Origin of the sequence: Sulfitobacter dubius (assembly GCF_900113435.1) — a bacterium.
In the GTDB taxonomy this organism is placed as follows: Bacteria; Pseudomonadota; Alphaproteobacteria; order Rhodobacterales; family Rhodobacteraceae; genus Sulfitobacter; species Sulfitobacter dubius.
On record NZ_FOPG01000001.1, the window covers coordinates 439,184 to 462,090 of the forward strand.

Below are 22,907 nucleotides of genomic sequence, written 5' to 3' on the forward strand. Positions count from 1 at the left end.
GCATGGGCCTTTTGAACCACTTCAGCGCCATCATGCGCCATCAGCGGGGGCATCTGTTTGGCTGGGTTCCGGTCTGCCTTGCGATGGGAATTGGGTGGTTCTTTTCTTTACCGGTGGAACCTTCTTTGCCGGTCCTTTGGGGAGTGGCGCTCGCCGTCGCAGGGCTGGGAGGTATCGCACGGGCGTTGCCTGAAAGTGTCTCGCCCTTTGCAATTGCTGTGGCTTTGATCCTTCTCGGCCTGCTTCTTGCTGCCTTTCGCGCACATTCCATGACGGCCCCGGTGCTCGGCTGGCGCTATTACGGGGCCGTCGAAGGGCGGGTCGTTGCCTTGGACCGAAGCCAATCTGATGCGCCCCGCGTTACCCTTGATCAGGTTCGGCTGGACCGTGTGCCGCCCACACTGACCCCAACGAGGGTACGGGTGTCATTGCATTCCAAAACCCCCGGCTCCATCCAACCTACACCCGGCATGCGGGTGATGACGACGGCTCATTTATCCCCCCCCGCCGGCCCGGTAGAACCGGGTGGCTTCGACTTCCAGCGTCATGCGTGGTTTGCCGGATTGGGCGCGGTCGGCTACACACGGGTGCCCCTTTTGGGCATTGCCCCGCCGATCGGGGGGGAGGCTGCTCTGGTATTGTTTCGCCTTCGCATGAATGCGTCAGCCCGTGTGCGACAGCATCTGCCCGGCGACGTCGGCGGTTTCGCGGCAGCCATCACCACTGGCGATCGCAGCGCCATCTCTCAGGAAGCACTGCAAGACCTGCGCAGCAGTAATCTCGCACATTTACTGGCAATCTCTGGGTTGCATATGGGCCTGCTCAGCGCGGTTGTCTTTGGCGCGATGCGTTTGATGCTGGCCTTACACCCGGTCACGGCGACCCGCTGGCCCAGCCACAGCATTGCTGCTGGCGCGGCGCTAATCGCCGCCACCGGTTACCTTGCGCTGTCCGGCGGCAATGTCGCGACCGAGCGTGCCTATGTCATGTGCACGGTTGCCTTATGTGCGCTGATGACTGGCCGTCGTGCCATTTCGCTTCGTGCAGTAGCTGTGGCGGGGATCATCGTCTTGGCTTTGCGCCCCGAAGCCCTCACGGGGCCGGGGTTTCAGATGTCATTCGCGGCAACGACGGCGCTTGTCGCAGTCTTCGGTTGGATGCGTGATTTTGACGGTACTGTGATCTCGCAACGCTTACGCCCGGTCGTGGCGGTGGTGATTTCTTCTGCTGTCGCCGGGTTCGCGACGGCACCAATTTCCGCCGCCCATTTCAACACGGTCGCGCATTACGGGCTGATCGCCAACCTACTGTCGGTTCCGCTCATGGGGGTATTGGTGATCCCAGCGGCCGTATTGGCCGCCATGTTGGCTCCCCTTGGCATGGAAGGGCTCCCACTTTGGGCCATGGGGCTTGGCCTGCGCTGGATCCTCGCCGTCTCAGAAGCGGTCTCAGGCCTAGCTGGCGCACGTAGTTTCGTACCGGGGCCGGGGGGCTGGGTACTGCCGTTGTTGGCGCTCGGATTTCTATGGTTGCTGCTGTGGCAAGGGCGCTTGCGGTGGCTTGGATGCCCCGCGATGGTGCTTGCCCTTACGCTTTGGCATGGAGTGGTCCGGCCTGACATACTGGTCGCCGATACCGGCACGCTTGTAGGGGTTATGACCTCAAAGGGCAGAGCGCTTAGTAAAGAAAAGGGCGCAGGGTTCATCGCCCGAAATTGGTTGGAAAACGATGGCGATGGCGTTGACCAAGCCGTCGCCGCCACACGCTGGAAAGATATTGATGCGAGCATCATTCACCTTTCGGGAAAGCGGGCGGCTGCAGCATTCAGCGGCTGTCGCCTCGGTGACATCGTCATCGCTTCGGCCGAAGTGGATGCAGCCCAGCAATGGGGCTGCCCGGTCTTTGATCCCAGCCGCCTGCGGGAAACAGGTGCTCTCGCGCTCAGAAAGTCGCCCGAGGGCTGGCAGATCACCACGGCAAGAGAATACGCTGGAGCGCGAATGTGGAATACCAAGCCAAAGCGACGGGCAGGGCGTCAGTAGGTTCGGATCAACCCAACAAGTCGCCCTTGAACCTTCACTTTGTCAGAAGGCAGTACACGTGTTTCGTAAGCGGCATTCGCGGCTTCCAAAGCGACCGATGAGCCCTGCCTCCGGAACCGTTTTAGCGTTGCCTCCTGATCCTCTACCAATGCGACCACGATATCACCGTTGTCGGCGACGGAGGTTTCACGGATCACCACGATGTCACCATCATTAATCCCGGCGTCAATCATCGAGTCGCCGCGCACTTCAAGTGCGTAATGCTCCGCTTGACCTGCGATCATACCGCCGGGCACAGTGACGCTGTGAGAGACTTGCGAGATCGCCTCTATCGGAACACCGGCAGCAATCCGGCCCATAACCGGTACGTCAAAGGCATGATGCGCCGTGACCGGTTGTGCAGCGGCGGGCGGTGGGCTGTCAGGGCGGTCCCCATCAATCACGCGGGGGGCAAAACCCGGGGCACCGCCAAGGCTCTCGGGCAGCTTAACAACTTCGATAGCGCGCGCACGGTGGGCAAGTCGGCGAATAAAACCGCGTTCTTCCAACGCCGTAATCAAACGGTGGATGCCTGATTTTGACCGCAGATCGAGTGCCAGTTTCATTTCATCAAAGCTCGGCGGCACTCCGTCACGTTGCACGCGCTGATGAATGAAAGACAGCAAATCGAGTTGTTTTTTGGTCAGCATCACACGGCCCCCGCACATTTTCCTTTGTTTTGTTCTAGGGATGTTCTCGTTTTGTGTCAACCTTAGGTTGGCGCTAAATCACAAGGTACTGCTGCATATCGCCAATATTTTGCGCCGGATCGCGAGGCGGGCGGATCATCAAAGCGTCTGCCTGCGCAAGGACGGAAAGAAGCGAAGAATCTTGTCGGTCATCTGGGTAAAGCGCACCGTCCCGAAGGGTTGCACGCATGTAGTGGGCGCGCGGCCCATTCGCATTTATTTCGCGCCCAAGCGGTGCGCTCCGTATAGGTGCGTAGACCTCAGTCAATCCTAACATGCGACGCAGCATTGGTAACACGAAGACTACGCCGCAAACCATTGCAGATACAGGGTTTCCGGGAAGGCCAACCATCGCTGTGCTGTTGATACGTCCCGCCATCAAAGGTTTGCCGGGACGCATCGCGACTTTGTAGAAAGCTTGTTCCATCCCTAGTTCGGCGGCGACTGGGCCGATAAGGTCGTGGTCACCCACCGACGCGCCGCCTATGGTCACAATCAGATCCGCATCCCGGGCTAATGCAAATGCCTGTTTCAATGAGGCGACGGTATCCCGTGCAATGGGGAGCATGCGCACTTCGGCCCCCGCATCCTCAATCATAGCCGAAAGGCCGTAGCTGTTGGAGGCGATGATTTGATCAGGGCCGGGAGCTTCGCCCGGTTGGACTAACTCGTCCCCAGTGGCAAGGATCGCGATGATCGGTTTGCGGGTTACTGGTACATTCGCGATGTTCATCGCGGCGAGCAGGGCGATATCTGCGGGCCGCAGGATACGCGAGGCGCTCAGTTGCTCGCCCATGGTGAAATCACCACCGGCTGGGCGAATATTGTCTTTGGTATCAACCCGGTGGCCCAGAGTGATAAGGTTGCCGCGGCGGGTTACGTCCTCTTGGATAACGACAAAATCAGCACCTTCCGGCACGGGTGCCCCGGTGAAGATGCGTACGGCTTGACCCGCGCGCAGCGTGCCTGCGTATCCATGCCCCGCCGCGGCTTCGCCGACGACTTTAAACATCGCATCGGGTTCAACCTCGGCCCGTCTCAGGGCGTAACCGTCCATCGAAGAAGCGGCGAAAGGGGGCTGGCTGCGCTGTGCTGTCACGGGGTGCGCCAGAACACGCCCATTGGCGGCGCGTAGGGCAACGTTTTCGGTATCTAGCGGTTCAACGAGGTTCAGAACGGCTTCTAGCGCCTCTTCGACGCCAATCATGTCGCCTCGTAACGGCCTGATTTACCGCCTTCTTTCAAAACGACGCGTGTGCCGCCAATCTCCATCGCCTTATCCACGGCTTTGGCCATGTCATAGACGGTTAGGGCGGTAACGGAGGCCGCGGTGAGAGCTTCCATCTCTACCCCGGTTTGGCCGGTGGTCTTAACGGTGGCAACGATGCGGACCCCGGGAAGGCTTGCGTCGGGGGTAAGCTCAACACTGACCTTGGTAATCGGCAGCGGATGGCAAAGGGGGATCAGATCAGCGGTCCTTTTGGCCGCCATGATCCCGGCAAGCCGAGCAACGCCCAGCACATCGCCCTTCTTTGCCCTTCCTTCACTAATGATATCAAAGGTGTCAGCGGCCATCTTGATGTAGCTCTCAGCTTTGGCGACACGTGATGTGACGGCCTTGTCCGACACATCGACCATATGCGCGTCACCTTCAGCGTCAAAATGGGTCAGCGCCATCACATACCTCCGGGGACGAGCGGGCTCGCCAACAGATCGCGAGTGGCCTGTTCGACATCTTCCTGCCGCATGAGGCTTTCGCCAATCAGGAAGCAGCGCGCGCCGTAAATCGCCATATCAGCGAGGTCGGCGGGGGTGTAGAGGCCAGATTCGCAGACCAGCATCCGATCGGGTGGGACGGCTTCTGAAAGTTCGCGCGTTACATCAAGAGAGGTCTCGAAGGTATTGAGATTGCGGTTATTAATGCCAATCATTCGGCTGGTCAGTTTTTCGGCGCGTTTAAGCTCGGCGGCGTCGTGGACTTCGATCAACGCGTCCATTCCCCAATCTTGGGCAGCCTGTTCCAGTTCTGCGGCCTGGGCATCAGATACGGATGCCATGATGATCAAAATACAGTCTGCGCCAAGGCTCCGCGCTTCGGCGACCTGATAGGGGTCATAAAGGAAATCTTTGCGCAGCACCGGCAGATCGCAGGCTGCGCGGGCATCGACCAAGAACTCTTTCGCGCCTTGGAAACTCGGCGTGTCGGTCAAAACAGAGAGGCAGGTCGCGCCGCCTGCGGCATAGGCGCGGGCGAGGGCGGCGGGTTCGAAATCTTCGCGGATCAAGCCTTTGGACGGGCTGGCTTTCTTGATCTCGGCGATCAGGCCATAGCCTTCGCGGGAGGCTTCGTGCAAGCGTTGTGCGAAGGGGCGCACGGGCGGTGCGGCACGGGCGGCGGCCTCCATGTCAGCCTGAGATTTTTCGGCCTTGGCAGCGGCGATTTCGTCCAGCTTATAGGCTTTGATTTTTTCCAGAATTGTGGCGGTCATGGCATCCTCACGGGTTTGTCCAATGTATGCCGGGCTTGCCTTGGCGCTGCAACCAGTCATTCACGCGGCTGAAAGGTCGCGACCCGAAGAAGCCGCGCCGGGCAGAAAGCGGCGAGGGGTGCGGTGTCTCGATCTTGAGGTTCTGCAGCGGATCAACCTGCGCCGCGGCCTTCTGCGCATGCGCGCCCCACAGCAGATAGGCGCGAGGACGATCCGAAAGGCGCGTAAGCACCTGAGTGGTCAGCTTTTGCCAGCCGAGTTTGGCGTGCCCATTCGGGTCGCCCGCAGGCACGGTAAGAACGCTGTTTAACAGCAAGACGCCCTGATCGGCCCAAAACCGCAGATCTGGATCTTGAGGTGATGCGCCAAGATCGTCGTGTAATTCTTTGAAAATATTCACTAATGATCTCGGGATAGGACGCACGTCAGGTTCTGCTGAGAAGGCATAGCCGTGGGCGTGGCCCGGTGTGGGATAGGGATCTTGACCTAGGATAACAACGTCGACCGCATCGGGGTGAATATGTTCAAGGGCGGCGAAAATCTGCGGCGCGGGAGGGAGAACCTCGCGCGGCTCAGCGGCCAATCTCTCCGCGATGCCGGGCCATTCGTCTGCGAAGAAGGGCAGTTCTGCCCAACACCCAAGCGCGCTGAGGTTCAAGGGCGTCATTTCGCCTGACTGATGCGCGCCACTTTTTCGATCCGGTCCCGTGCAGCACCGCTATCGATGCTTTCCCGCGCCATTTCGACGCCAGATTTGAGATCGGGTGCCACATCGGCAACCACCAGCGCCGCCGCTGCGTTCAACAAGACGGCGTCGCGGTAACCCGATGGAACCCCATCGAGCAGGGCATTGAAATGTTTCGTGTTTTCGGCTGGCTCACCCCCAGATATTGCCTCGAAAGGATGGACGGGCAGACCCGCGTCTTCGGGGTGCAATTCGCGCAGGTTGACCACGCCATCTTCCAGTGCGGCGACCCAGCTAACGCCAGTGATGGTCAACTCATCGGTGCCGTCCGAGCCATGCACGAGCCAAGCTTTCTCGGACCCGAGCTGTTTCAGCGTCAGCGCCATTGGTTCGATCAGGTCCCGGGTATAGGCGCCGGTCAACTGGCGCTTTACCCCGGCGGGATTGGTGAGCGGGCCGAGGATGTTAAAGATCGTGCGGGTGCCAAGTTCGGACCGGGTCGGCATGACATGTGCGACCGCAGGGTGGTGCATCGGCGCCATCATGAAGCCGATACCGGCCTCAGCCAATTCACGTTCCACAGCGGCGGGGCCAACCATGACGTTGATCCCAAGCTGCGACAGCGCGTCGGAAGCGCCAGATTTCGAACTGAGGTTACGGTTGCCGTGTTTGGCCACGATCGCCCCGGCGCCCGCCGCGACAAAGGCGGCAGCGGTGGAGATGTTGAGCGTGCCCTTGCCGTCGCCGCCGGTGCCAACGATGTCGATCGCCCCTTCGGGCGCGCGCACGGCGTTGCATTTGCTGCGCATAACCTGTGCCGCGGCGGCATATTCGGTGACCGTTTCGCCCCGGGTGCGGAGCGCCATGAGAAAGCCGCCGATCTGGCTTGGCGTGGCTTCGCCTTCAAAGAGGATCTCAAAGGCTTCGACAGCTTGTTCCGAGGTCAGCGGCCCATTGGCGGCGGCGTCCAACAGAGGTTTTAACGCAGCGCTCATGCCGTGACCTTCATCTCATTCAGGAAGTTTTGCAGCAGGGCGTGGCCATGCTCGGACCGGATCGATTCCGGATGGAATTGTACGCCGTGCAGGGGCAATTCGCGGTGTTGCAGCCCCATGATCGTGCCGTCTTCGAGCGAGGCGGTGATCTCAAGACACTCCGGCAGGCTTGCGCGTTCCACCACCAGCGAGTGATAGCGCGTGGCCCCGAAGGGCGAGGGCAGCCCGGCAAAGACACCGCGCCCGTCGTGCTGCATCTGGCCCAGCTTGCCGTGTACGATGTCATCCGCACGCACGACCTTGCCGCCAAAGGCTTGGCCAAGGGTCTGATGGCCCAGGCAGACGCCCAAGAGCGGCACCCGCGCTTCGGCAGCGGCATGGGTCAACCCTAGGCAAATTCCCGCTTGGTCAGGGTCACAGGGGCCGGGAGACAGCAAGATACCAGCGGGTTTCATGGACATCGCTTCATCCACGCTAAGCGCATCATTGCGGTGCACCTGCACATCCGCGCCGAGGCTGCCCAGGTAATGAACCAGATTATAGGTAAAGCTGTCGTAGTTATCGATGAGCAGCAGCACAGGCAGGCATTTCTTTGTATTAGGACTGGAGAAACCACGCCGGGGCGCGGTATAGGTTTTCGCATACATGTTCAGGCTTGAACCCTATCGTCAAGAGTTTGGGGCAAGCCAATTGAGGGATCGCCGGGCTTTCTGGCCGTGGCGCAGACAGCAGGAGTAGCGCAGATGGCACGCGGAATTCTAAGCGGGCTGATTTGGGGCGGTGTGGCCAGCATCGGCGTCGCCGGTGCAGTGTCGTTGATGGCGCCTTTGCCGCTGCCGCCGGAGGTGGGCGATGCGCCCGGCGCGGGCGCTGCACCGGCGCGGATCAATGTGACAGATGCGGGCGAACAGAGGGGCAGCGGCGATACCGCGCCGGTGCTTAACGCGCCCGCGCCGCGTGCTGATCTGCCAGAGCAGGACAGTCTTGCCGCGCTTGACCCTGACACACAGACTTCGGCCAGTCTGCCCGAAACGGGCAGCGCCGAAGGGTTAAGTACGCCCGCAGCGCCCGAAGGGCAAACCCCAACATCTCCCGGCGCGGAAGAGCCGGTTCTGCCAAATCCGCAGGCGATGGCGCCCGGCGTGCCGCAGCCTGTGGACGAACTTTCGATCAGCACCGAACCCGCGCAGCCGCCCGCGCCCGAAGTGACCGATATCGAAGGGGCTTTTGATGCGCCTGAAGGGATGGAGGCGCCGGACGCTGACGAGGCAGAGGCGATTACACTGCCCGCCGAAGAGGTGCCGGTGGAGGAGACTGCCCAAGCGGAGCCAGAGCAAACTCCGGAGGAAACCGAGGTCGCAGAGGTTGAGCCTGCGACAGAGCCAGAGAGCATCGCCCCGACGGAGGAGCCTGAGACCGCCGAAGCGACACCATTACCGGATGAGGCTCCTACAGAGAGTAGACCCGCGATCGGCACTCCCGTCGGCACTTTGACCGACCGGGAGACTGGCGTTGTGATTAACCGCCCGGGTGCCGAGGAAAGTGAAGAGGTTTCTGAAGCCGCGGAAACTGTCGAAGAAGATCCGCGTCCCATTGTCGCCAACAGCCTTGCCAGTGACCAGTCCGAGGGCAAGCCGCTGATGAGCGTGGTGCTGATCGACGATGGCACCTCGGTCACTGCAGGCAGTGCTGGTTTGGCCGCACTGCGCAGTTTCCCCTATCCGCTGAGCTTTGCCGTGGATAGTCGTTTGCCCGATGCCGCCGAACGGGTGGAAACCTATCGCGCGGCCGGGTTTGAGGTCTTGGCGCTGGTTGATCTGCCCGAGGGTGCGCAGCCGAGTGATGCGGAAACCGCCTTTGCCGCCACGCTCGACCGGATCGGTCCGGTGGTGGGTGTGCTGGAAGGGACCGAAAGCGGTTTTCAAGGCAGCCGCGCCTTGGCCGATCAGGTAACAGATATCCTCGCGCAGTCAGGTCACGGTCTGGTTACGCAAGATAAAGGGCTCAACACCATGCCCAAACTGGCGCGGAAAGCGGGCGTGCCTGCGGATCCGGTGTTTCGTGACTTTGACAGCAAGGATCAGACTGCGCGGGTGATCCGCCGTTTCCTCGATCAAGCGGCGTTCAGGGCCGGGCAGGAGGGGGCGGTGATCATGCTGGGCCGGCTGCGGCCCGATACCGTCGCGGCGCTGTTGCTCTGGGGGTTGCAGGACCGGGCCAGTGATGTGGCCTTGGTTCCGATCTCTACAGTATTGCTGCGTGAGGAGTGATCTCGCGCAGGTTTAGATGATCTCATCTTCGTCAAACAGCGGGTCTTCTTCCAACTGGCTGGCCAGATCATCCACCGTTGCCTCCGCCGCGCGGGGGCTGAGTTTGGCAAGGTGAAAGACCGCGTCGCCTTCGTTGACGATGGGCAAGATCGCCCGCCCGATGAGGATCCCCGGCGCATCGGCCAGAAGCTCGGCTTCTTCTTTGCCAAAGGGATCAGACACGATGGCAAGAAGATCGCCCTCGGCCACCGTCTCACCTTCGGCGCGGAAGGTGCGCAGCAGCCCTCCCGCAGGGGCGCGGAGCCAATGGGACGCGGTGCAGATATAGGGCGCGCTGCGGGCCCGGGCGATGCCCTTGGCGGGCAGCATGTCTTGGCCGCGCATGACCCGCAGGATCCCCGCAAGCCCCGCACGCACGGCCATCTCGTCAAAGCGCAGTCCTTCGCCTGCCTCATAAAGCAGGATTGGCGTGCCCTGTTTTGCCGCGACCGCGCGCAAAGAACCGTCCCGCAGAGGCGAGGTCAGCACCACCGGCGCGCCGAAATCCATCGCCATCTTTTGGGTCACCTTGTCAGCGGGCGAAACGCGCACCTGCGGCAGGTTCGTGCGGTGAATCGCTGCCGAATGCAGGTCCACACCAAAGTCGCAGCGCAACACCACCTCTTGCAGGAAGATATGCGCCAGCCGCGCGCCAAGGCTGCCCGAAGGCGAGCCGGGGAAACAGCGGTTCAGGTCGCGGCGGTCGGGCAGGTAGCGTGAGCGGTTCAGAAAGCCAAAGGAGTTCACCACCGGCACCACGATCAGCGTGCCACGCAGGGCAGAGAGTTGCGGCGCGCGCAGCAGTCGGCGCGTGATCTCAACGCCGATGACCTCATCCCCATGCACGGCGGCAGAGACGAACATCGTCGGCCCCGGACGCTTGCCGTGGTAGATCTCAAGCGACAGATGCACCGGCGTGTGATCCGGCAGGATTGAGACGGGCAGGTCGACCGCAAGGCTGCTGCCGGGGGCGACGGAATGCCCCGCAATCTGAAAGGGGGCCCGGTTCGGCATGGTCAGCTGTTCCCTTTACCGCCAAAGCGCGACGCATCGGCAGCGGCGCGGCGGATCGCGCCGGATTTATGCACGGTTTCCATGAACTCGGCCTCGGGATCGCTGTCATAGACAACGCCGCCACCGGCTTGGATGTAGAGCTTTTCGTCCTTCACCACAGCCGTGCGCAGGGCGATGCACATGTCCATGTCGCCGCCCGCGCTGAAATAGCCCACGCCGCCGCCGTAGACGCCGCGCTTTTCGGGTTCCAACTCGTCAATGATCTCCATCGCGCGGACCTTGGGCGCGCCCGAGACGGTGCCAGCGGGCATTCCGGCAAAGAAAGCGTCGAGCGCATCTTTGCCCTCCTTCAACTCTCCGACCACGTTGGAGACGATGTGCATGACGTGGCTGTAGCGTTCGACGATGAACTCTTCGGTGGGGCGCACGGTGCCAATCTTGGCGACCCGGCCCACATCGTTGCGGCCCAGATCGAGCAGCATGAGGTGTTCGGCCAGTTCTTTCGGATCGCTCAAGAGATCGGCCTCTAGCGCGCGGTCTTCCTCCGGCGTGGCGCCGCGCTTGCGGGTGCCAGCGATGGGGCGAATGGTAACTTCGTTGCCAAAGACCCGCACGAGGATTTCGGGGCTTGCGCCGACCACATGGAAGCCGCCGAAGTTGAAGTAGAACATGAAAGGCGAGGGGTTGGTGCGCCGCAGGCTGCGGTAAAGTGCGAAGGGGGGCTGTGTGAACCCTTGCGCCCAACGCTGGCTCGGCACCACCTGAAAGATGTCGCCCGCCTTGATGTAATCGCGCGCCTTTTCGACGGCGGCTTTATATCCGTCGTGGGTGAAATTGCTCACCGACTCCGGCGCGTCTTCGGCCTCTCCCAAATCGCGGGAGGTCTGCGGCATGGCGCGTTCCAGATCGCGCACCGCATCCATCACCCGCTCGGCGGCTTGGGCATAGGCGGCGCGGGCGGTCTGCCCCTCGGACACCCACGCGGGGGAGACGATGGTGACTTCGCCCTTCACCCCATCCAGCACGGCCACGACCGAGGGGCGCATCATCACCGCATCAGGCAGGCCCAGAGGGTCAGGGTTCACGTTTGGCAGATGTTCGACCAGCCGGATCATGTCATAGCCGAGATAGCCAAAAAGACCGGCAGCGGCTTGGGGCAGGTCATCGGGCAGGGTGATGCACGATTCTGCGATGACATCGCGCAAACGGTCCAGCGGATCGCCGGGCATGTCCTCAAAGGCGTCCGCATCGTAGCGTGCGGCGCGATTGAGGGCGGCGGTCTCCCCCCGGCAACGCCAGATCAGGTCGGGCTTCATGCCGATGATGGAATAGCGTCCGCGCACGTCACCGCCGGTGACGGATTCCAGCACAAAGGCGTTCTCTGCCGCGCCGGTGAGTTTCAGCATCAATGACACAGGCGTGTCGAGGTCGGCAGCAAGGCGGGTGTAGACGATCTGGTTTTCGCCCGCTTCATAAGCGCGGGCGAAAGTGTCGAAATCCGGGGTCAGGGCCATCAAATTTGCCTATCAGGGAAAGTTCACATGCACGGCACTGACCGCGCGCTGGTCGATCTGAGGATCGGCATCGCGCATCACTGCATTGCTGTAGATATCGAAAAGACCTTGGGCCAGCGCCTGATCCAGCTGCTGTGACAGACGGTCCATCAAAGCTTGGGTCTGATCGTCTTCGCCCGCGGCGGTCACGGCATCAAGGCGCAGAACCACAACGCTGTCCCCTGCGGGCAGGACCGCGGCGCCACCCTCGTCGAGGTCAAAGACCTGATCCATGAAGTTGTCGGGCGTGCCGTCGACATAGGAGCTGCGGGTCATGCCTTCGCCAAGCTGCGGCGTGAGACCGGCGGCCTCAAAACCGTCCGCTTCGGCCAATGTGCCGGTCAGGCTCTCGGCCTTGGCGGTCAGAGCTTCCACGATCTGGGCATTGCGCCACGCGGTCTCAACCGCATCGCGGGCCTGCTCAAAAGGTTCGGGGCGCTCTGGCTTGGTCTCATCAAGGCGCATGGCGAAAACGCCGCCGTCTTCCAACTGGTCGATCTGCGGGAAGGCATCGGCGCTCAGGCCTGGCGCCGCCTCACGGAAGGCGCTATAGGCCGCGATGCCGTCGCTGCTCTCTTGGGTCCAGTCGATGGTGCCGAGGTTCATTTTGGTTTCCTCGGCCAGATCTTCGAGCGTGGCCCCCCCGGCGAGACGGTCGTCGATTTCCTGTGCGCGGGCTTCGACCGCGCGGGTCGCTCGGGAAATGGCGAGGGTCTCTTCCAGCACCTCACGGGCCTCTTCGAAAGGTACGTTCTGTGCAGGCAGAACCGCGTTCACGCGGAAGAGGGCCGGCCCCAGCGAAGTGGGCAGAGGGCCGACGATGTCGCCGCTTTGCGCCCCAAACACCGCGTCACCTGCGGCGTCGAGGTCGGATTTGGCCACATCGCCCATGTCCACATCCGCCAGTGCCAACCCGCGTTCTTCGACCAGCGCCTCAAAGGTGGTGCCGTCAACTTCGAGCGCTGCTGTGGCCTGCGTGGCGGCCTCTTCGTTGGCAAAGACCAGACGCTCGACCAAGCGACGTTCGGGCTGGTCATATTCATCGCTGCGGGCATCATATTCGGCGCGCAGTTCTTCTTCGGGCACTTCAACTTCGTCCAGCAGATCTTCGGGGCGGAGCCATGCATAGGTGATGCTTTTGCTGGCGGGCAGCATGAAGTCATCGGTGTTGGCGTCGTAATAGGCCTGAAGCTCTTCCTCTGTCGGCTCAGCGACGGGCGTGTCGAGGTCATCCGCGCTCAGCCGGGCCCAAGTGAAGCTGCGCTCTTCGGCAACGTAGTCGACCAGCGTGCGGGCGTAGGTGTTAGGCATTGAGACGCCGCCCAAGATCGCACGTTGCAGCAGGCCGCGCGCGGCCTCTTCGCGGATGGAGGTTTCAAAGACTGCTTCGCTCATACCGCTCTGCTGGAGGGCGAAACGATAGCCCTCGCGGTCAAAATTGCCGTCGATGCCCTGAAAAGCCGAGATCGCGACGATCTCATCGCGCAGGGTGGCATCGCCGATGGAGATGCCCATCTCGGCGGCTTCATGATCCAGCGCGCGGTTGCGCACGATGCGTTGCAGCACCGCGCGGTCCAGACCCATCTCTTGGGCGCGGGCAAAGGACAGGCTCTCGCCCGTCTGCGCTTCAATCGCGCGGATTTCCTGCTGCAACTGGCGGGCGTATTGATCGACCGAAATGGACTTGTCCCCGACACTGCCAATGCTGCGCAGATTGCCGCTGAGGTTGATCGCGCCAAAGCCGCCAAGACCCAAGATCAGAAGGCCCATCAAGGCCCAAACGGCGGTTTTCGAAAAGCTGAAGCCTTTTTTGGCCATGACACGGTCCCTCGTTAATTTTGGACCTGTCTATGCGTTGCGTGGCAGGGCTGCAAGCCTGTCGAAAAGCGCCCCAATACCGGCGGTGTCGAGGTTGGCAAAGGCGATGCGCAACTGGCTTTCGCCGCGCGCGTCGCCCTCGGGCTGGAACATCGTGCCGGGCAGGCAGAGCACGCCTGCGTCGCGCACGAGCTTCGGGGCAAGGTCGGCTGACGACATGTCGAAAGGGTGGCGCATATAGGCGAAATAGCCGCCGAGGCCGAGAAGTTCCCAACCCAGCGGTTCGAGCTTGGGCATCAGGTCGGCAATCGCGGCCCGGCGGGCGAGGATTTCTTCGCGTTCGCCCGCAAGCCACGCGCTCAGGTTCTGCATCCCCCAGAGCGCGCCGTGCTGGCCGATCTGCGCCGGGCAAATGGCCACGGTATCGAGAAACTTCTCAACCTCCGCCAGCCGCGCCGTGCTGGCGATCAACGCGCCGACACGGTGGCCGGTCAGGCGGTAGGCTTTGGAAAAGGAATAGAGGTGAATGAGCGTGTCGTGCCAATCGGGGTCGCTGAACAGCGCATGCGGCGCGCCGGGGCGGCTGTGAAAATCGCGGTAGGTTTCGTCGAGGATCAGCGCGATGCCGTGGCGGCGGGCCAGATCAAAGAAGTCCTGCAGGAGGGCGGCGGGATACTCCACGCCACCGGGGTTGTTGGGGGTGACCAGCGCGATGGCGCGGGTGCGCGGGGTGATCGAGGCCTCTGCGCGGGCCGGGTCGGGCAGCATGTCCGCTTCGACGGGCAGGGGAACGGCGGTCACGCCGCTCATGTCGAGCCACATCTTGTGGTTAAAGTACCAAGGTGTCGGGATAATCACCTCATCACCTTCACCGCAAAGCGTGGCGATGGCGGCGGCGAAGGCTTGGTTGCAGCCCGAAGTGATGCAGACCTGTTCGTTGCTCACCACCCCCGCATATTTCTCGGCCGTTTGCCGCGCCAATTCTGCACGCAGTTCCGGCAGACCCAGTACGGGGCCGTATAGATGCGCCTCATCGTTGTTCAGCGTGACCTCGGCCATCGCCCGGCGCAGCCCCTCTGGGGGCGGATCGACAGGGGCGGCTTGGCTTACGTTGATCAGCGGACGGTCATCGGTGAATGTCACGCCATCCAGCCAGCGCCGCGCCTCCATCACCGGAGGGAAGAAAGTGGTGGCGGTGCGCGAAAGCGTCATGGGTGTATCCGGTCAGGTAAGGGGCAGGGAGGGTGGCCTAGGGCCCCTCAGTCCTTGCCGCGGTAGGGTTCGACGTATTGCAGGGCCATGTCCCATGGGAAGAAGATCCACGTGTCTTGGCTGACGCCGGTGATGAAAGTATCGACCTGTGGTTCGCCCTCGGGCTTGGCATAGACGGTGGCGAAATGGGCGTTGGGATAAAGCTCACGCACCAGTTCGATGGTCTTGCCGCTGTCGACCAAATCATCAACGATCAGGATGCCGGTGCCGTCACCCATTATCTCTGCATCCGGGGATTTCAGCACCTTCGCCTCACGCCGTTGGTCAGCGGCCCCGCCGCCCGAATGGTAAGACATGACCGAGATCGTGTCGACGGTGCGGATGTCCAACTCACGCGCGACGATCATCGCCGGGGCCATGCCACCGCGCGTAATCGCCACCACGGCACGCCACGCGCCATTGTCGGGGCCAAGCCCATCCAGCCGCCACGCCAGCGCACGGCTGTCGCGGTGGATTTGATCCCAAGAAATGTGAAAGCCCTTTTCGTGGGGCAGGCGCGAGGCGTCCTTTTGGGTGCTCATGGTGTTCCTTTGCAGCGGCTGGCGCGGGAACCCGCGCGAGATGAGATTTGGGGCGCGTTATTCCTTGGACATGTCCGGCGCGTCAACCGCCTTCATGCCGACAACGTGATAGCCCGCGTCGACATGCAGGTTTTCACCCGTGGTGCCACTGCCCAGATCCGACAGCAAGAAGAGGGCTGCCTTGCCGACATCCTCGGTCGTGACATTGCGGCGCAGGGGCGAGTTGTATTCGTTCCACTTCATGATGTAGCGGAAATCGCCGATGCCGGAGGCGGCCAGCGTCTTGATCGGCCCGGCAGAGATCGCGTTGACGCGGATGCCGTCCTTGCCAAGGTCTTCGGCCAAGTATTTGACCGACGCCTCAAGTGCGGCCTTGGCCACACCCATCACATTATAATGCGGCATGACTTTCTCGGCACCGTAGTAGGTCAGCGTCAGGGCGCTGGCACCGGGCGACATCATCTTTTCCGCACGCTGCATCACGGCGGTGAAGGAATAGACCGAGATATCCATCGACATGGTGAAGTTGCCACGGCTGGTATCCACATAGCGGCCCCGCAGTTCCCCCTTGTCAGAAAAACCGATGGCGTGAACAATGAAATCAAGTCCGTCCCAGCGTTCTTTCAGCCCGTCGAACAGCGCATCGATCGAGGCTTCGTCGCCCACGTCGCAGGGCAGAACGATGTCGCTGCCAAGCTGCTCTGCCAAAGGGCCAACGCGTTTCTTAAGCGCATCACCTTGATAGGAAAAAGCCAGTTCGGCGCCAGCGTCGGCCAAGGCCTTGGCCACGCCCCATGCAATTGATTTGTCATTCGCAAGGCCCATGATGAGCCCGCGCTTGCCCCGCATCAATTCGTTTCCCATTCCGCCGCCTTGTCTATGTTGTGTTTTGGTTGTCTTGGTCTAGGCGATTGCGCCGTTGCCATCAAGACTACACAGGCGGGCAGTCGCCAAGGTTTTGCCATAAGATCGGCGGCTAACTGTCGGAAATCCAGTGCGGTTGTCCTTTGAGTTGCCCATCCTTAACAAATGACATAGCGAATGGAATTGAACCCGGCGCAGACCGGATGCAGGCTTAAATACTCTCAAAGGGGATGCCGAATGGAGACGCGGACAGGTATCTTTGCAGGGGATGACCCCTTTGCAATTGCGCAGCGCTGGTTGAGCGAAGCGGAAGCAAGTGAGCCGAATGATCCAAATGCCATCGCCCTCAGCACCGTCGATTCGCAAGGCCTGCCCAATGCACGGATGGTCCTGCTGAAAGAGATCGAGCCGGAAGCTTTTGTCTTTTATACCAACTATGAAAGCCAAAAGGCCCATGAGCTTGATGCCGCAGGCAAAGCGGCATTCGTCATGCACTGGAAATCCCTGCGTCGTCAGGTCCGGGTGCGCGGATTGATTAGCCGCGAAGATGGGCCTCAAGCCGACGAATATTACGCCTCCAGATCTCTCAAAAGCCGTCTGGGCGCTTGGGCGTCGCGCCAATCGCAGCCTTTGTCGGGGCGTGGTGCGCTGATGGCCGAGGTGGCGAAAGTCACGGCACAGCAGGGGGTGAACCCAAAACGTCCGCCGTTCTGGGGGGGATACCGTATTACACCGCTTGAGATTGAGTTCTGGGCGGATGGTGAGTTTCGTTTGCATGACCGCTTTCAGTGGCGCCGGGCCGACATAGCGTCGCCTTGGGCTGTCACCCGGCTCAATCCTTAAAGGGGCACCGCCGAGACCGATGAAAGACGTGTTTGGGAATGAAACAGAACCGGGAACTTACGACGCTCCGCATGAGGGTGTGGTAAAGTGGTTCGATCCGCTCAAAGGCTTTGGCTTTGTGGTCGCCGACAGTGGCGGGCCTGACATCTTGTTGCATGTTAATGTGCTGCGCAGTTTTGGGCAAAGCTCGGTCGCGGATGGTGCGCGGGTCAAAATACGTGTTCAGCAAACAGATCGCGGTGCGCAGGCCGTCGAAGTGCTTACCATTGAGCCGCCCGATGAACTGCCCCCAGCGGTTGTGGACTTTGTGGGCTTTGATCCCGAGCAACTTGCCGCTGCTGAGTTTGAGCCTGCGCGGGTCAAATGGTTCGACAAGGCCAAGGGATTCGGATTTGCAAATGTCTTTGGCTGCGCCGAAGATGTGTTTCTGCACATGGATGTCCTGCGGCAATCGGGCCTTTGTGATTTGCAACCGGGCGAAGCTGTTGCCATGCGTGTGATTGTTGGCGATCGGGGCCAGTTGGCAGCGGAGGTAAGAGCATGGGAAGCAGTGATAGACGGTTGACCGTTATCAAGCGGTTAACGGGCGCGGCGGTTGCTGGCCTTCTGATGACGGGGGCGGCGGCGGCGAATGCCTGCCGCGATGATGCAGTGACGCTACGCGGAGATTGGGGCAAGGCGCGTTTCTCAATAGAAGTGGCCGATGATACCGCCGAACGGTCCCAAGGTTTGATGCACCGGCGGTCAATGCCGCTAAGCTCGGGCATGTTGTTTATCTATGAGACCCCGCAGCCGCTAAGCTTTTGGATGCGCAACACGCTGATTCCGTTGGATTTGCTCTTTATCGATTCGCAGGGCGTAGTCCAAAAAATCCACCACTCCGCCAAACCCTTGGACGAGACACCGATTCCGGGCGGGGATAATCTGCTTTCCGTTTTGGAAATTAACGGCGGTCTTTCCGAGCGTCTTGGCATCACCGAAGGCAGCGAAATCCGCCATCCAGCCTTTGCGCAGAACGATCCTGCGTGGCCTTGTTAAATTCTCTGCCAAATTCCTGAACTTTCGGTCATTCGGGGCTTTTCAATCCCCAGGGTTATAGCTAAAGAAGCGTCAGTCGGAGCGTGGCGCAGCCTGGTAGCGCACCTGTTTTGGGTACAGGGGGTCGGAGGTTCGAATCCTCTCGCTCCGACCACTTTCTTCCAGTCGTGATATTGATATGGCTTTGGCATTTTCTTGAGCCGTCAATGTTACGTCTTTCCCATTTTGCACAAGATTTAGTATCGACCGCTGCGTTTGTGGTGGGTCTTTGCCGTTTGTGCTGTGAACCGTGGCGATTCTGTCGCGCTTGGGCCGAAGTGGGGGTGGGCGATGTCATCGCGGCTCATCTCATCGGCTCAGTTGGGACTTGCCGTTACGTTCCGGTCCACTGGCACCTGTTGCTGTGGATGAATTAAACCAATCTCTCAATCCGGCCCGCTAACCCTGCCACGGGAAAAGGTAATTTCACCTTCGCCCGCGGCACGCGGCCTGCGGGTATCTCTGGGGATATCCTTAGTTTGAATCGGTTTGGCTGCTGAAAGGTAAATCCGCTCTATTTGGTCAACCTGCTGCGTCAAAATAAATCGTAAAAAAATCGTTGACCCTGTAGTCATATCTACGTCAATTTGTGCGGGTTACCAAAAGCGCCACAAGATATAGTGGTTAACACCTTTAGGCGCTAAGGCAGCAGGACAGGGCAGAACAACCATTGTTAGTAAAATCGAGTTGCTTGCTATTAGGCGGGCACAGCGAAGCCGGACTGTTTCCTGCCGACGAAAGAAATGGGGTGAGGCGGTCTGCTGAGGGGCGATCGGCTTGGGATTTGAAATGCTGGATATGAGGCAGCGACAATGAAAATTGAACGTAATTTCACTAAAGCCGGGCAGGACGCCTATGCGGATTTGGACTTTGTCACCACGGTGTCGGAAATCCGTAACCCTGACGGTTCGGTGGTGTTCAAGCTTGATAATGTCGAAGTGCCCAAAGCCTGGAGCCAAGTCGCCAGCGATGTGATCGCGCAGAAGTATTTCCGCAAAGCAGGCGTGCCAAGTGCTACGCGCCGCGTCAAAGAGAAGGGCGTGCCGGAATTCCTGTGGCGCTCGGTCCCGACCGATGACGCGACCATGGGCGGCGAGACGTCTTCGAAGCAGGTGTTCGACCGTTTGGCGGGTGCTTGGGCCTATTGGGGCTGGAAGGGGGGTTATTTCACCACCGAAGAAGACGCTCAGGCCTACTACGACGAGATGCGCCATATGCTCGCCAGCCAGCGTGCGGCACCGAACTCACCGCAGTGGTTCAACACCGGCCTGCATTGGGCATACGGCATCGATGGCCCGGCACAGGGGCACTACTATGTCGACTACAAGACCGGCAAGCTGACCCGGTCGAAATCATCCTATGAGCACCCGCAGCCGCATGCCTGCTTTATCCAATCGGTCGCCGACGATCTGGTGGGCGATGGCGGCATCATGGACCTTTGGGTCCGTGAGGCGCGTCTGTTCAAATACGGCTCGGGCACGGGCACCAACTTTTCATCGCTCCGCGGAGAGGGCGAGAAGCTGTCGGGCGGCGGCAAGTCGTCGGGTTTGATGGGGTTCCTCAAGATCGGCGACCGCGCCGCTGGCGCCATCAAATCCGGCGGCACCACCCGCCGCGCGGCCAAGATGGTGATCGTCGACGCCGACCACCCCGATATTCAAGATTTCATCAATTGGAAGGTGCTCGAAGAGCAGAAGGTGGCGAGCATCGTGGCTGGCTCCAAGATGCACGAGCAAAAGCTGAACCTGTTGTTTGACGCGATCAAGGCATGGGACGGCGTGGCCGAAGATGCCTATGACCCGGCCAAGAACGACCAGTTGAAGCAAGCGATCCGCGAGGCCAAAAAGGTCGCGATCCCCGAGACTTACGTCAAGCGTGTGCTGGATTACGCCAAGCAGGGCCACACCAGCATCGAATTCCCGACCTATGACACCGATTGGGATTCGGAAGCCTATAACTCGGTCTCCGGCCAGAACTCGAACAACTCGATCCGCGTCACCAACGCCTTTCTGACAGCTGTCGAAAAAGACGCCGACTGGGAGCTTATCAGCCGCACCGAAAACCGTGTGACCAAGACTATTCGTGCGCGGGACCTTTGGGATCAGGTCGGCCACGCCGCATGGGCCTGCGCCGATCCCGGCATCCAGTACCACGACACTGTGAACGACTGGCACACCTGCCCAGAAGATGGCGCGATCCGTGGCTCGAACCCCTGTTCGGAATACATGTTCCTCGACGATACGGCCTGCAACTTGGCCTCGATGAACCTGCTGACCTTCCTCAAGGATGGCGAGTTTCAGGTCGAGGACTACATGCACGCCAGCCGACTTTGGACCGTGACACTGGAAATCAGTGTGATGATGGCACAGTTCCCGTCAAAGGAAATCGCGCAGCGGTCTTATGACTTCCGCACGCTTGGTCTGGGCTATGCCAACATCGGTGGCCTGCTGATGAACATGGGCTATTCCTATGACAGCGACGAGGGCCGCGCGCTTGGCGGTGCCTTGACCGCGATTATGACCGGTGTGGCCTATGCAACGTCGGCCGAGATGGCAGGCGAATTGGGCACCTTCCCGGGCTATGCCAAGAATGCCGAGCATATGCTGCGCGTCATCCGCAACCACCGCAACGCGGCCCATGGCAAGGCGGACGGCTATGAGCAGCTCTCGGTCAAGCCGGTGCCGCTGGATCATGCCAATTGCCCGCAGGCGGGGTTGGTCGACATTGCCAAATCCTGCTGGGACGAGGCGCTGAAACTGGGCGAAGCCCACGGTTACCGCAACGCGCAGACCTCTGTCATCGCGCCCACGGGTACCATCGGTCTGGTGATGGACTGCGACACCACGGGGATTGAGCCTGACTTTGCGCTGGTGAAGTTCAAAAAACTCGCGGGTGGCGGCTATTTCAAGATCATCAACCAATCCGTGCCTGCCGCGCTGGAGAAACTCGGCTACGGATCGGCCCAGATCGAAGAGATCGTCAGTTATGCGGTGGGCCACGGCACCATCGGCAACGCGCCTGCGATCAACCACACCACGCTAGCGGGCCACGGGTTCGGCGCCAATGAGTTGGCCAAGATTGACGCGGCGCTCAAGCAGGCCTTCGACATCCGCTTTGTGTTCAACCAGTGGACGCTGGGAGAGGCCTTCTGCACGCAGGTGCTGGGCATCCCAACCGAGAAACTGAATGATCCGACCTTTGACCTGCTGCGCTCGCTCGGCTTTAGCAAGGCGGACATCGAAGCGGCCAATGACCATGTTTGCGGGACCATGACGCTGGAAGGCGCGCCGCATCTGAAAGAAGAACATTACGGCATCTTCGATTGTGCCAACCCCTGCGGCAAGAAGGGGAAACGCTATCTCTCGGTCAACAGCCACATCTATATGATGGCCGCCGCGCAGAGTTTCATCTCAGGGGCGATCTCCAAAACCATTAACATGCCGAATGACGCGACCATCGAGGATTGCCAGAAAGCTTATGAGCTGAGCTGGTCCTTGGGCATCAAGGCGAACGCGCTCTACCGTGACGGCTCAAAACTGAGCCAGCCACTGGCCGCGGCGCTGGTCGAAGACGATGAGGACGCCGCCGAGACGCTGGAAAGCGGCACGCCACATGAGAAGGCCGCCGTGCTGGCCGAAAAGATCGTCGAGAAGGTGATCGTTAAGGAGATCATCAAATCCCACCGCGAGAAGATGCCGCAGCGCCGCAAAGGCTATACCCAGAAGGCGAATGTCGGCGGGCATAAGGTGTATCTGCGCACCGGCGAATACGCAGACGGCAAGCTGGGTGAAATCTTCATCGACATGCACAAGGAAGGCGCGGGTTTCCGGGCGATGATGAACAACTTCGCCATCGCGGTTTCCGTGGGCCTGCAATACGGCGTGCCGCTGGAGGAGTTCGTCGATGCCTTCACCTTCACCAAATTTGAGCCTGCAGGCATGGTGCAGGGCAATGACAGCATCAAACAGGCGACCTCGATCCTCGACTATGTGTTCCGCGAACTGGCGGTGTCCTACCTCGACCGGACCGATCTGGCACATGTGAAGCCTGAAGGTGCGACCTTTGATGATCTGGGCCGGGGTGAGGAAGAGAACCTTGGCAATGTAAGCGAGTTGAGCGAGAAGGCGGCGAATAAGTCGCTGGATGTACTGAAACAAATCAGCTCCTCAGGCTATCTGCGCAATCGTTTGCCCCAAGAGCTTGTGGTGCTTCAGGGCGGTCAGGCCGTGGATATCAGCGCAGCGCTTGAGACCCTTTTGCCTCAGGTCGGCGGCGGTGGCGACATGGCCGTTGCGGTGAAATCTTCCACGGCCGCAAGCTCTGGCGCGGTAAGCTTCGATGCGCGTGCAAAGGCCAAGATGCAGGGCTACGAAGGCGAAGCCTGTGGCGAGTGCGGCAATTATACTTTGGTCCGCAACGGCACCTGCATGAAGTGCAACACCTGCGGCGGGACAAGCGGCTGTAGCTAAGCGGACACGCCCCGAAGGGGGTGGGCAGGGGCAGGGCCGCAAGGCCCGCCCCGACGACTGGGCCTACGATCTATCGATGACGTGAACTGAAAAACCTATGGCAGGTTTTTGGGCCTGTTCTCTCTGTCTCACGGGCGGATTTAAGGTTGCGGAAGACCGCAATGGTTAACTTTCGAAGATCAGCCATTCATCCGTTAACTAAAATTAAACCAGGTTCTCCCTATCAAG

At 60.6% G+C, this 22,907-nt stretch carries 19 protein-coding genes and 1 tRNA gene; 7 read left to right on the forward strand and 13 right to left on the reverse strand.

Going from position 1 to position 22,907, the window contains the following annotated elements; translation table 11 throughout:
• The first annotated feature begins 2 nt into the window (after positions 1-2).
• Positions 3-2,042 carry a ComEC/Rec2 family competence protein gene (locus tag BM229_RS02120; protein WP_093926049.1) on the forward strand — a complete coding sequence of 680 codons (2,040 nt, stop codon included), beginning with the start codon at positions 3-5 and terminating at the stop codon, positions 2,040-2,042.
• On the opposite strand, the gene lexA is transcribed toward BM229_RS02120, so the two are convergent.
• From lexA to BM229_RS02155, 7 genes are all read right to left on the reverse strand, one after another.
• Positions 2,036-2,731, reverse strand: a complete 696-nt coding sequence (gene lexA, locus BM229_RS02125; protein ID WP_093927180.1) for a transcriptional repressor LexA — start codon at positions 2,729-2,731, stop codon at positions 2,036-2,038. The genes BM229_RS02120 and lexA overlap by 7 nt on opposite strands.
• A 73-nt stretch (positions 2,732-2,804) precedes the next feature.
• A complete protein-coding gene (locus tag BM229_RS02130; protein ID WP_093926050.1) occupies positions 2,805-3,977 on the reverse strand; it encodes a molybdopterin molybdotransferase MoeA in 1,173 nt (390 codons plus the stop codon).
• The gene (moaC, locus tag BM229_RS02135; RefSeq protein WP_093926051.1) at positions 3,974-4,447 is read right to left on the reverse strand and encodes a cyclic pyranopterin monophosphate synthase MoaC; all 474 of its coding nucleotides are present in this window, start codon (positions 4,445-4,447) and stop codon (positions 3,974-3,976) included. The genes BM229_RS02130 and moaC overlap by 4 nt, the downstream gene beginning before the upstream one ends.
• Entirely contained in the window at positions 4,447-5,259 is an 813-nt protein-coding gene (gene trpC / locus BM229_RS02140) for an indole-3-glycerol phosphate synthase TrpC (protein WP_093926052.1), read from the reverse strand. The genes moaC and trpC overlap by 1 nt, the downstream gene beginning before the upstream one ends.
• 7 nt (positions 5,260-5,266) lie before the next feature.
• A complete protein-coding gene (locus tag BM229_RS02145; RefSeq protein WP_093926053.1) occupies positions 5,267-5,926 on the reverse strand; it encodes a uracil-DNA glycosylase in 660 nt (219 codons plus the stop codon).
• On the reverse strand, positions 5,923-6,939 hold the full coding sequence (gene trpD / locus BM229_RS02150; protein ID WP_093926054.1) for an anthranilate phosphoribosyltransferase: 1,017 nt from the start codon (positions 6,937-6,939) through the stop codon (positions 5,923-5,925). Before trpD ends, BM229_RS02145 begins: the two co-directional genes overlap by 4 nt.
• Positions 6,936-7,517 carry an anthranilate synthase component II gene (locus BM229_RS02155; RefSeq protein ID WP_093927181.1) on the reverse strand — a complete coding sequence of 194 codons (582 nt, stop codon included), beginning with the start codon at positions 7,515-7,517 and terminating at the stop codon, positions 6,936-6,938. The genes trpD and BM229_RS02155 overlap by 4 nt, the downstream gene beginning before the upstream one ends.
• Positions 7,518-7,682: 165 nt before the next feature.
• Here BM229_RS02155 and BM229_RS02160 point away from each other — a divergent pair, with 165 nt between their 5' ends.
• Positions 7,683-9,209 carry a divergent polysaccharide deacetylase family protein gene (locus BM229_RS02160; protein ID WP_093926055.1) on the forward strand — a complete coding sequence of 509 codons (1,527 nt, stop codon included), beginning with the start codon at positions 7,683-7,685 and terminating at the stop codon, positions 9,207-9,209.
• Between the two features lie 12 nt (positions 9,210-9,221).
• Here BM229_RS02160 and BM229_RS02165 read toward each other — a convergent pair whose 3' ends face one another.
• Genes BM229_RS02165 through fabI form a run of 6 tightly spaced genes read right to left on the reverse strand, consistent with a single transcriptional unit; the run spans position 9,222 to position 16,290 of the window.
• Positions 9,222-10,262, reverse strand: coding sequence for a succinylglutamate desuccinylase/aspartoacylase family protein (locus tag BM229_RS02165; protein WP_093926056.1), 1,041 nt, complete (start codon positions 10,260-10,262; stop codon positions 9,222-9,224).
• A gap of 2 nt (positions 10,263-10,264) precedes the next feature.
• Positions 10,265-11,776 (reverse strand): anthranilate synthase component I, encoded by a 1,512-nt coding sequence (gene trpE / locus BM229_RS02170; RefSeq protein WP_093926057.1) that lies wholly within the window; start codon positions 11,774-11,776, stop codon positions 10,265-10,267.
• A gap of 12 nt (positions 11,777-11,788) precedes the next feature.
• Complete coding sequence (locus BM229_RS02175) at positions 11,789-13,633, reverse strand: peptidyl-prolyl cis-trans isomerase (protein WP_093926058.1); 1,845 nt, start codon at positions 13,631-13,633, stop codon at positions 11,789-11,791.
• A 30-nt stretch (positions 13,634-13,663) separates the two neighbouring features.
• Complete coding sequence (locus tag BM229_RS02180) at positions 13,664-14,845, reverse strand: aminotransferase (RefSeq protein WP_093926059.1); 1,182 nt, start codon at positions 14,843-14,845, stop codon at positions 13,664-13,666.
• Positions 14,846-14,892: 47 nt separating this feature from the next.
• A complete protein-coding gene (gene gpt, locus BM229_RS02185; RefSeq protein WP_093926060.1) occupies positions 14,893-15,426 on the reverse strand; it encodes a xanthine phosphoribosyltransferase in 534 nt (177 codons plus the stop codon).
• 57 nt (positions 15,427-15,483) lie between these two features.
• Positions 15,484-16,290, reverse strand: coding sequence for an enoyl-ACP reductase FabI (gene fabI, locus BM229_RS02190; protein WP_093926061.1), 807 nt, complete (start codon positions 16,288-16,290; stop codon positions 15,484-15,486).
• A gap of 237 nt (positions 16,291-16,527) precedes the next feature.
• Here fabI and pdxH point away from each other — a divergent pair, with 237 nt between their 5' ends.
• The 5 genes from pdxH to BM229_RS02215 all read left to right on the forward strand — a co-directional run bounded on the left by pdxH (position 16,528) and on the right by BM229_RS02215 (position 22,679).
• Positions 16,528-17,133 carry a pyridoxamine 5'-phosphate oxidase gene (gene pdxH, locus BM229_RS02195; RefSeq protein WP_093926062.1) on the forward strand — a complete coding sequence of 202 codons (606 nt, stop codon included), beginning with the start codon at positions 16,528-16,530 and terminating at the stop codon, positions 17,131-17,133.
• 19 nt (positions 17,134-17,152) lie between these two features.
• A complete protein-coding gene (locus tag BM229_RS02200) occupies positions 17,153-17,698 on the forward strand; it encodes a cold-shock protein (protein ID WP_208604010.1) in 546 nt (181 codons plus the stop codon).
• Complete coding sequence (locus tag BM229_RS02205; RefSeq protein ID WP_420855237.1) at positions 17,674-18,171, forward strand: DUF192 domain-containing protein; 498 nt, start codon at positions 17,674-17,676, stop codon at positions 18,169-18,171. Before BM229_RS02200 ends, BM229_RS02205 begins: the two co-directional genes overlap by 25 nt.
• Positions 18,172-18,248: 77 nt before the next feature.
• Positions 18,249-18,325 (forward strand) — tRNA-Pro (locus tag BM229_RS02210).
• A gap of 697 nt (positions 18,326-19,022) precedes the next feature.
• Positions 19,023-22,679 (forward strand): vitamin B12-dependent ribonucleotide reductase, encoded by a 3,657-nt coding sequence (locus BM229_RS02215; RefSeq protein ID WP_093926063.1) that lies wholly within the window; start codon positions 19,023-19,025, stop codon positions 22,677-22,679.
• Positions 22,680-22,907: the final 228 nt, after the last annotated feature.

Excerpts from the sequence above, each read along its gene's own strand:
- BM229_RS02145 (WP_093926053.1), bottom strand. The coding sequence starts at position 5,926 with ATGACGCCCTTGAACCTCAGCGCGCTTGGGTGTTGGGCAGAACTGCCC.
- BM229_RS02200 (WP_208604010.1), top strand. The coding sequence starts at position 17,153 with ATGAAAGACGTGTTTGGGAATGAAACAGAACCGGGAACTTACGACGCT.
- pdxH (WP_093926062.1), top strand. The coding sequence starts at position 16,528 with ATGGAGACGCGGACAGGTATCTTTGCAGGGGATGACCCCTTTGCAATT.
- BM229_RS02205 (WP_420855237.1), top strand. The coding sequence starts at position 17,674 with ATGGGAAGCAGTGATAGACGGTTGACCGTTATCAAGCGGTTAACGGGC.
- moaC (WP_093926051.1), bottom strand. The coding sequence starts at position 4,447 with ATGGCGCTGACCCATTTTGACGCTGAAGGTGACGCGCATATGGTCGAT.
- fabI (WP_093926061.1), bottom strand. The coding sequence starts at position 16,290 with ATGGGAAACGAATTGATGCGGGGCAAGCGCGGGCTCATCATGGGCCTT.
- BM229_RS02180 (WP_093926059.1), bottom strand. The coding sequence starts at position 14,845 with ATGACGCTTTCGCGCACCGCCACCACTTTCTTCCCTCCGGTGATGGAG.
- trpE (WP_093926057.1), bottom strand. The coding sequence starts at position 11,776 with ATGGCCCTGACCCCGGATTTCGACACTTTCGCCCGCGCTTATGAAGCG.
- BM229_RS02215 (WP_093926063.1), top strand. The coding sequence starts at position 19,023 with ATGAAAATTGAACGTAATTTCACTAAAGCCGGGCAGGACGCCTATGCG.
- BM229_RS02165 (WP_093926056.1), bottom strand. The coding sequence starts at position 10,262 with ATGCCGAACCGGGCCCCCTTTCAGATTGCGGGGCATTCCGTCGCCCCC.
- BM229_RS02160 (WP_093926055.1), top strand. The coding sequence starts at position 7,683 with ATGGCACGCGGAATTCTAAGCGGGCTGATTTGGGGCGGTGTGGCCAGC.
- lexA (WP_093927180.1), bottom strand. The coding sequence starts at position 2,731 with ATGCTGACCAAAAAACAACTCGATTTGCTGTCTTTCATTCATCAGCGC.
- trpD (WP_093926054.1), bottom strand. The coding sequence starts at position 6,939 with ATGAGCGCTGCGTTAAAACCTCTGTTGGACGCCGCCGCCAATGGGCCG.
- BM229_RS02175 (WP_093926058.1), bottom strand. The coding sequence starts at position 13,633 with ATGGCCAAAAAAGGCTTCAGCTTTTCGAAAACCGCCGTTTGGGCCTTG.
- trpC (WP_093926052.1), bottom strand. The coding sequence starts at position 5,259 with ATGACCGCCACAATTCTGGAAAAAATCAAAGCCTATAAGCTGGACGAA.
- BM229_RS02130 (WP_093926050.1), bottom strand. The coding sequence starts at position 3,977 with ATGATTGGCGTCGAAGAGGCGCTAGAAGCCGTTCTGAACCTCGTTGAA.
- BM229_RS02120 (WP_093926049.1), top strand. The coding sequence starts at position 3 with ATGGGCCTTTTGAACCACTTCAGCGCCATCATGCGCCATCAGCGGGGG.
- gpt (WP_093926060.1), bottom strand. The coding sequence starts at position 15,426 with ATGAGCACCCAAAAGGACGCCTCGCGCCTGCCCCACGAAAAGGGCTTT.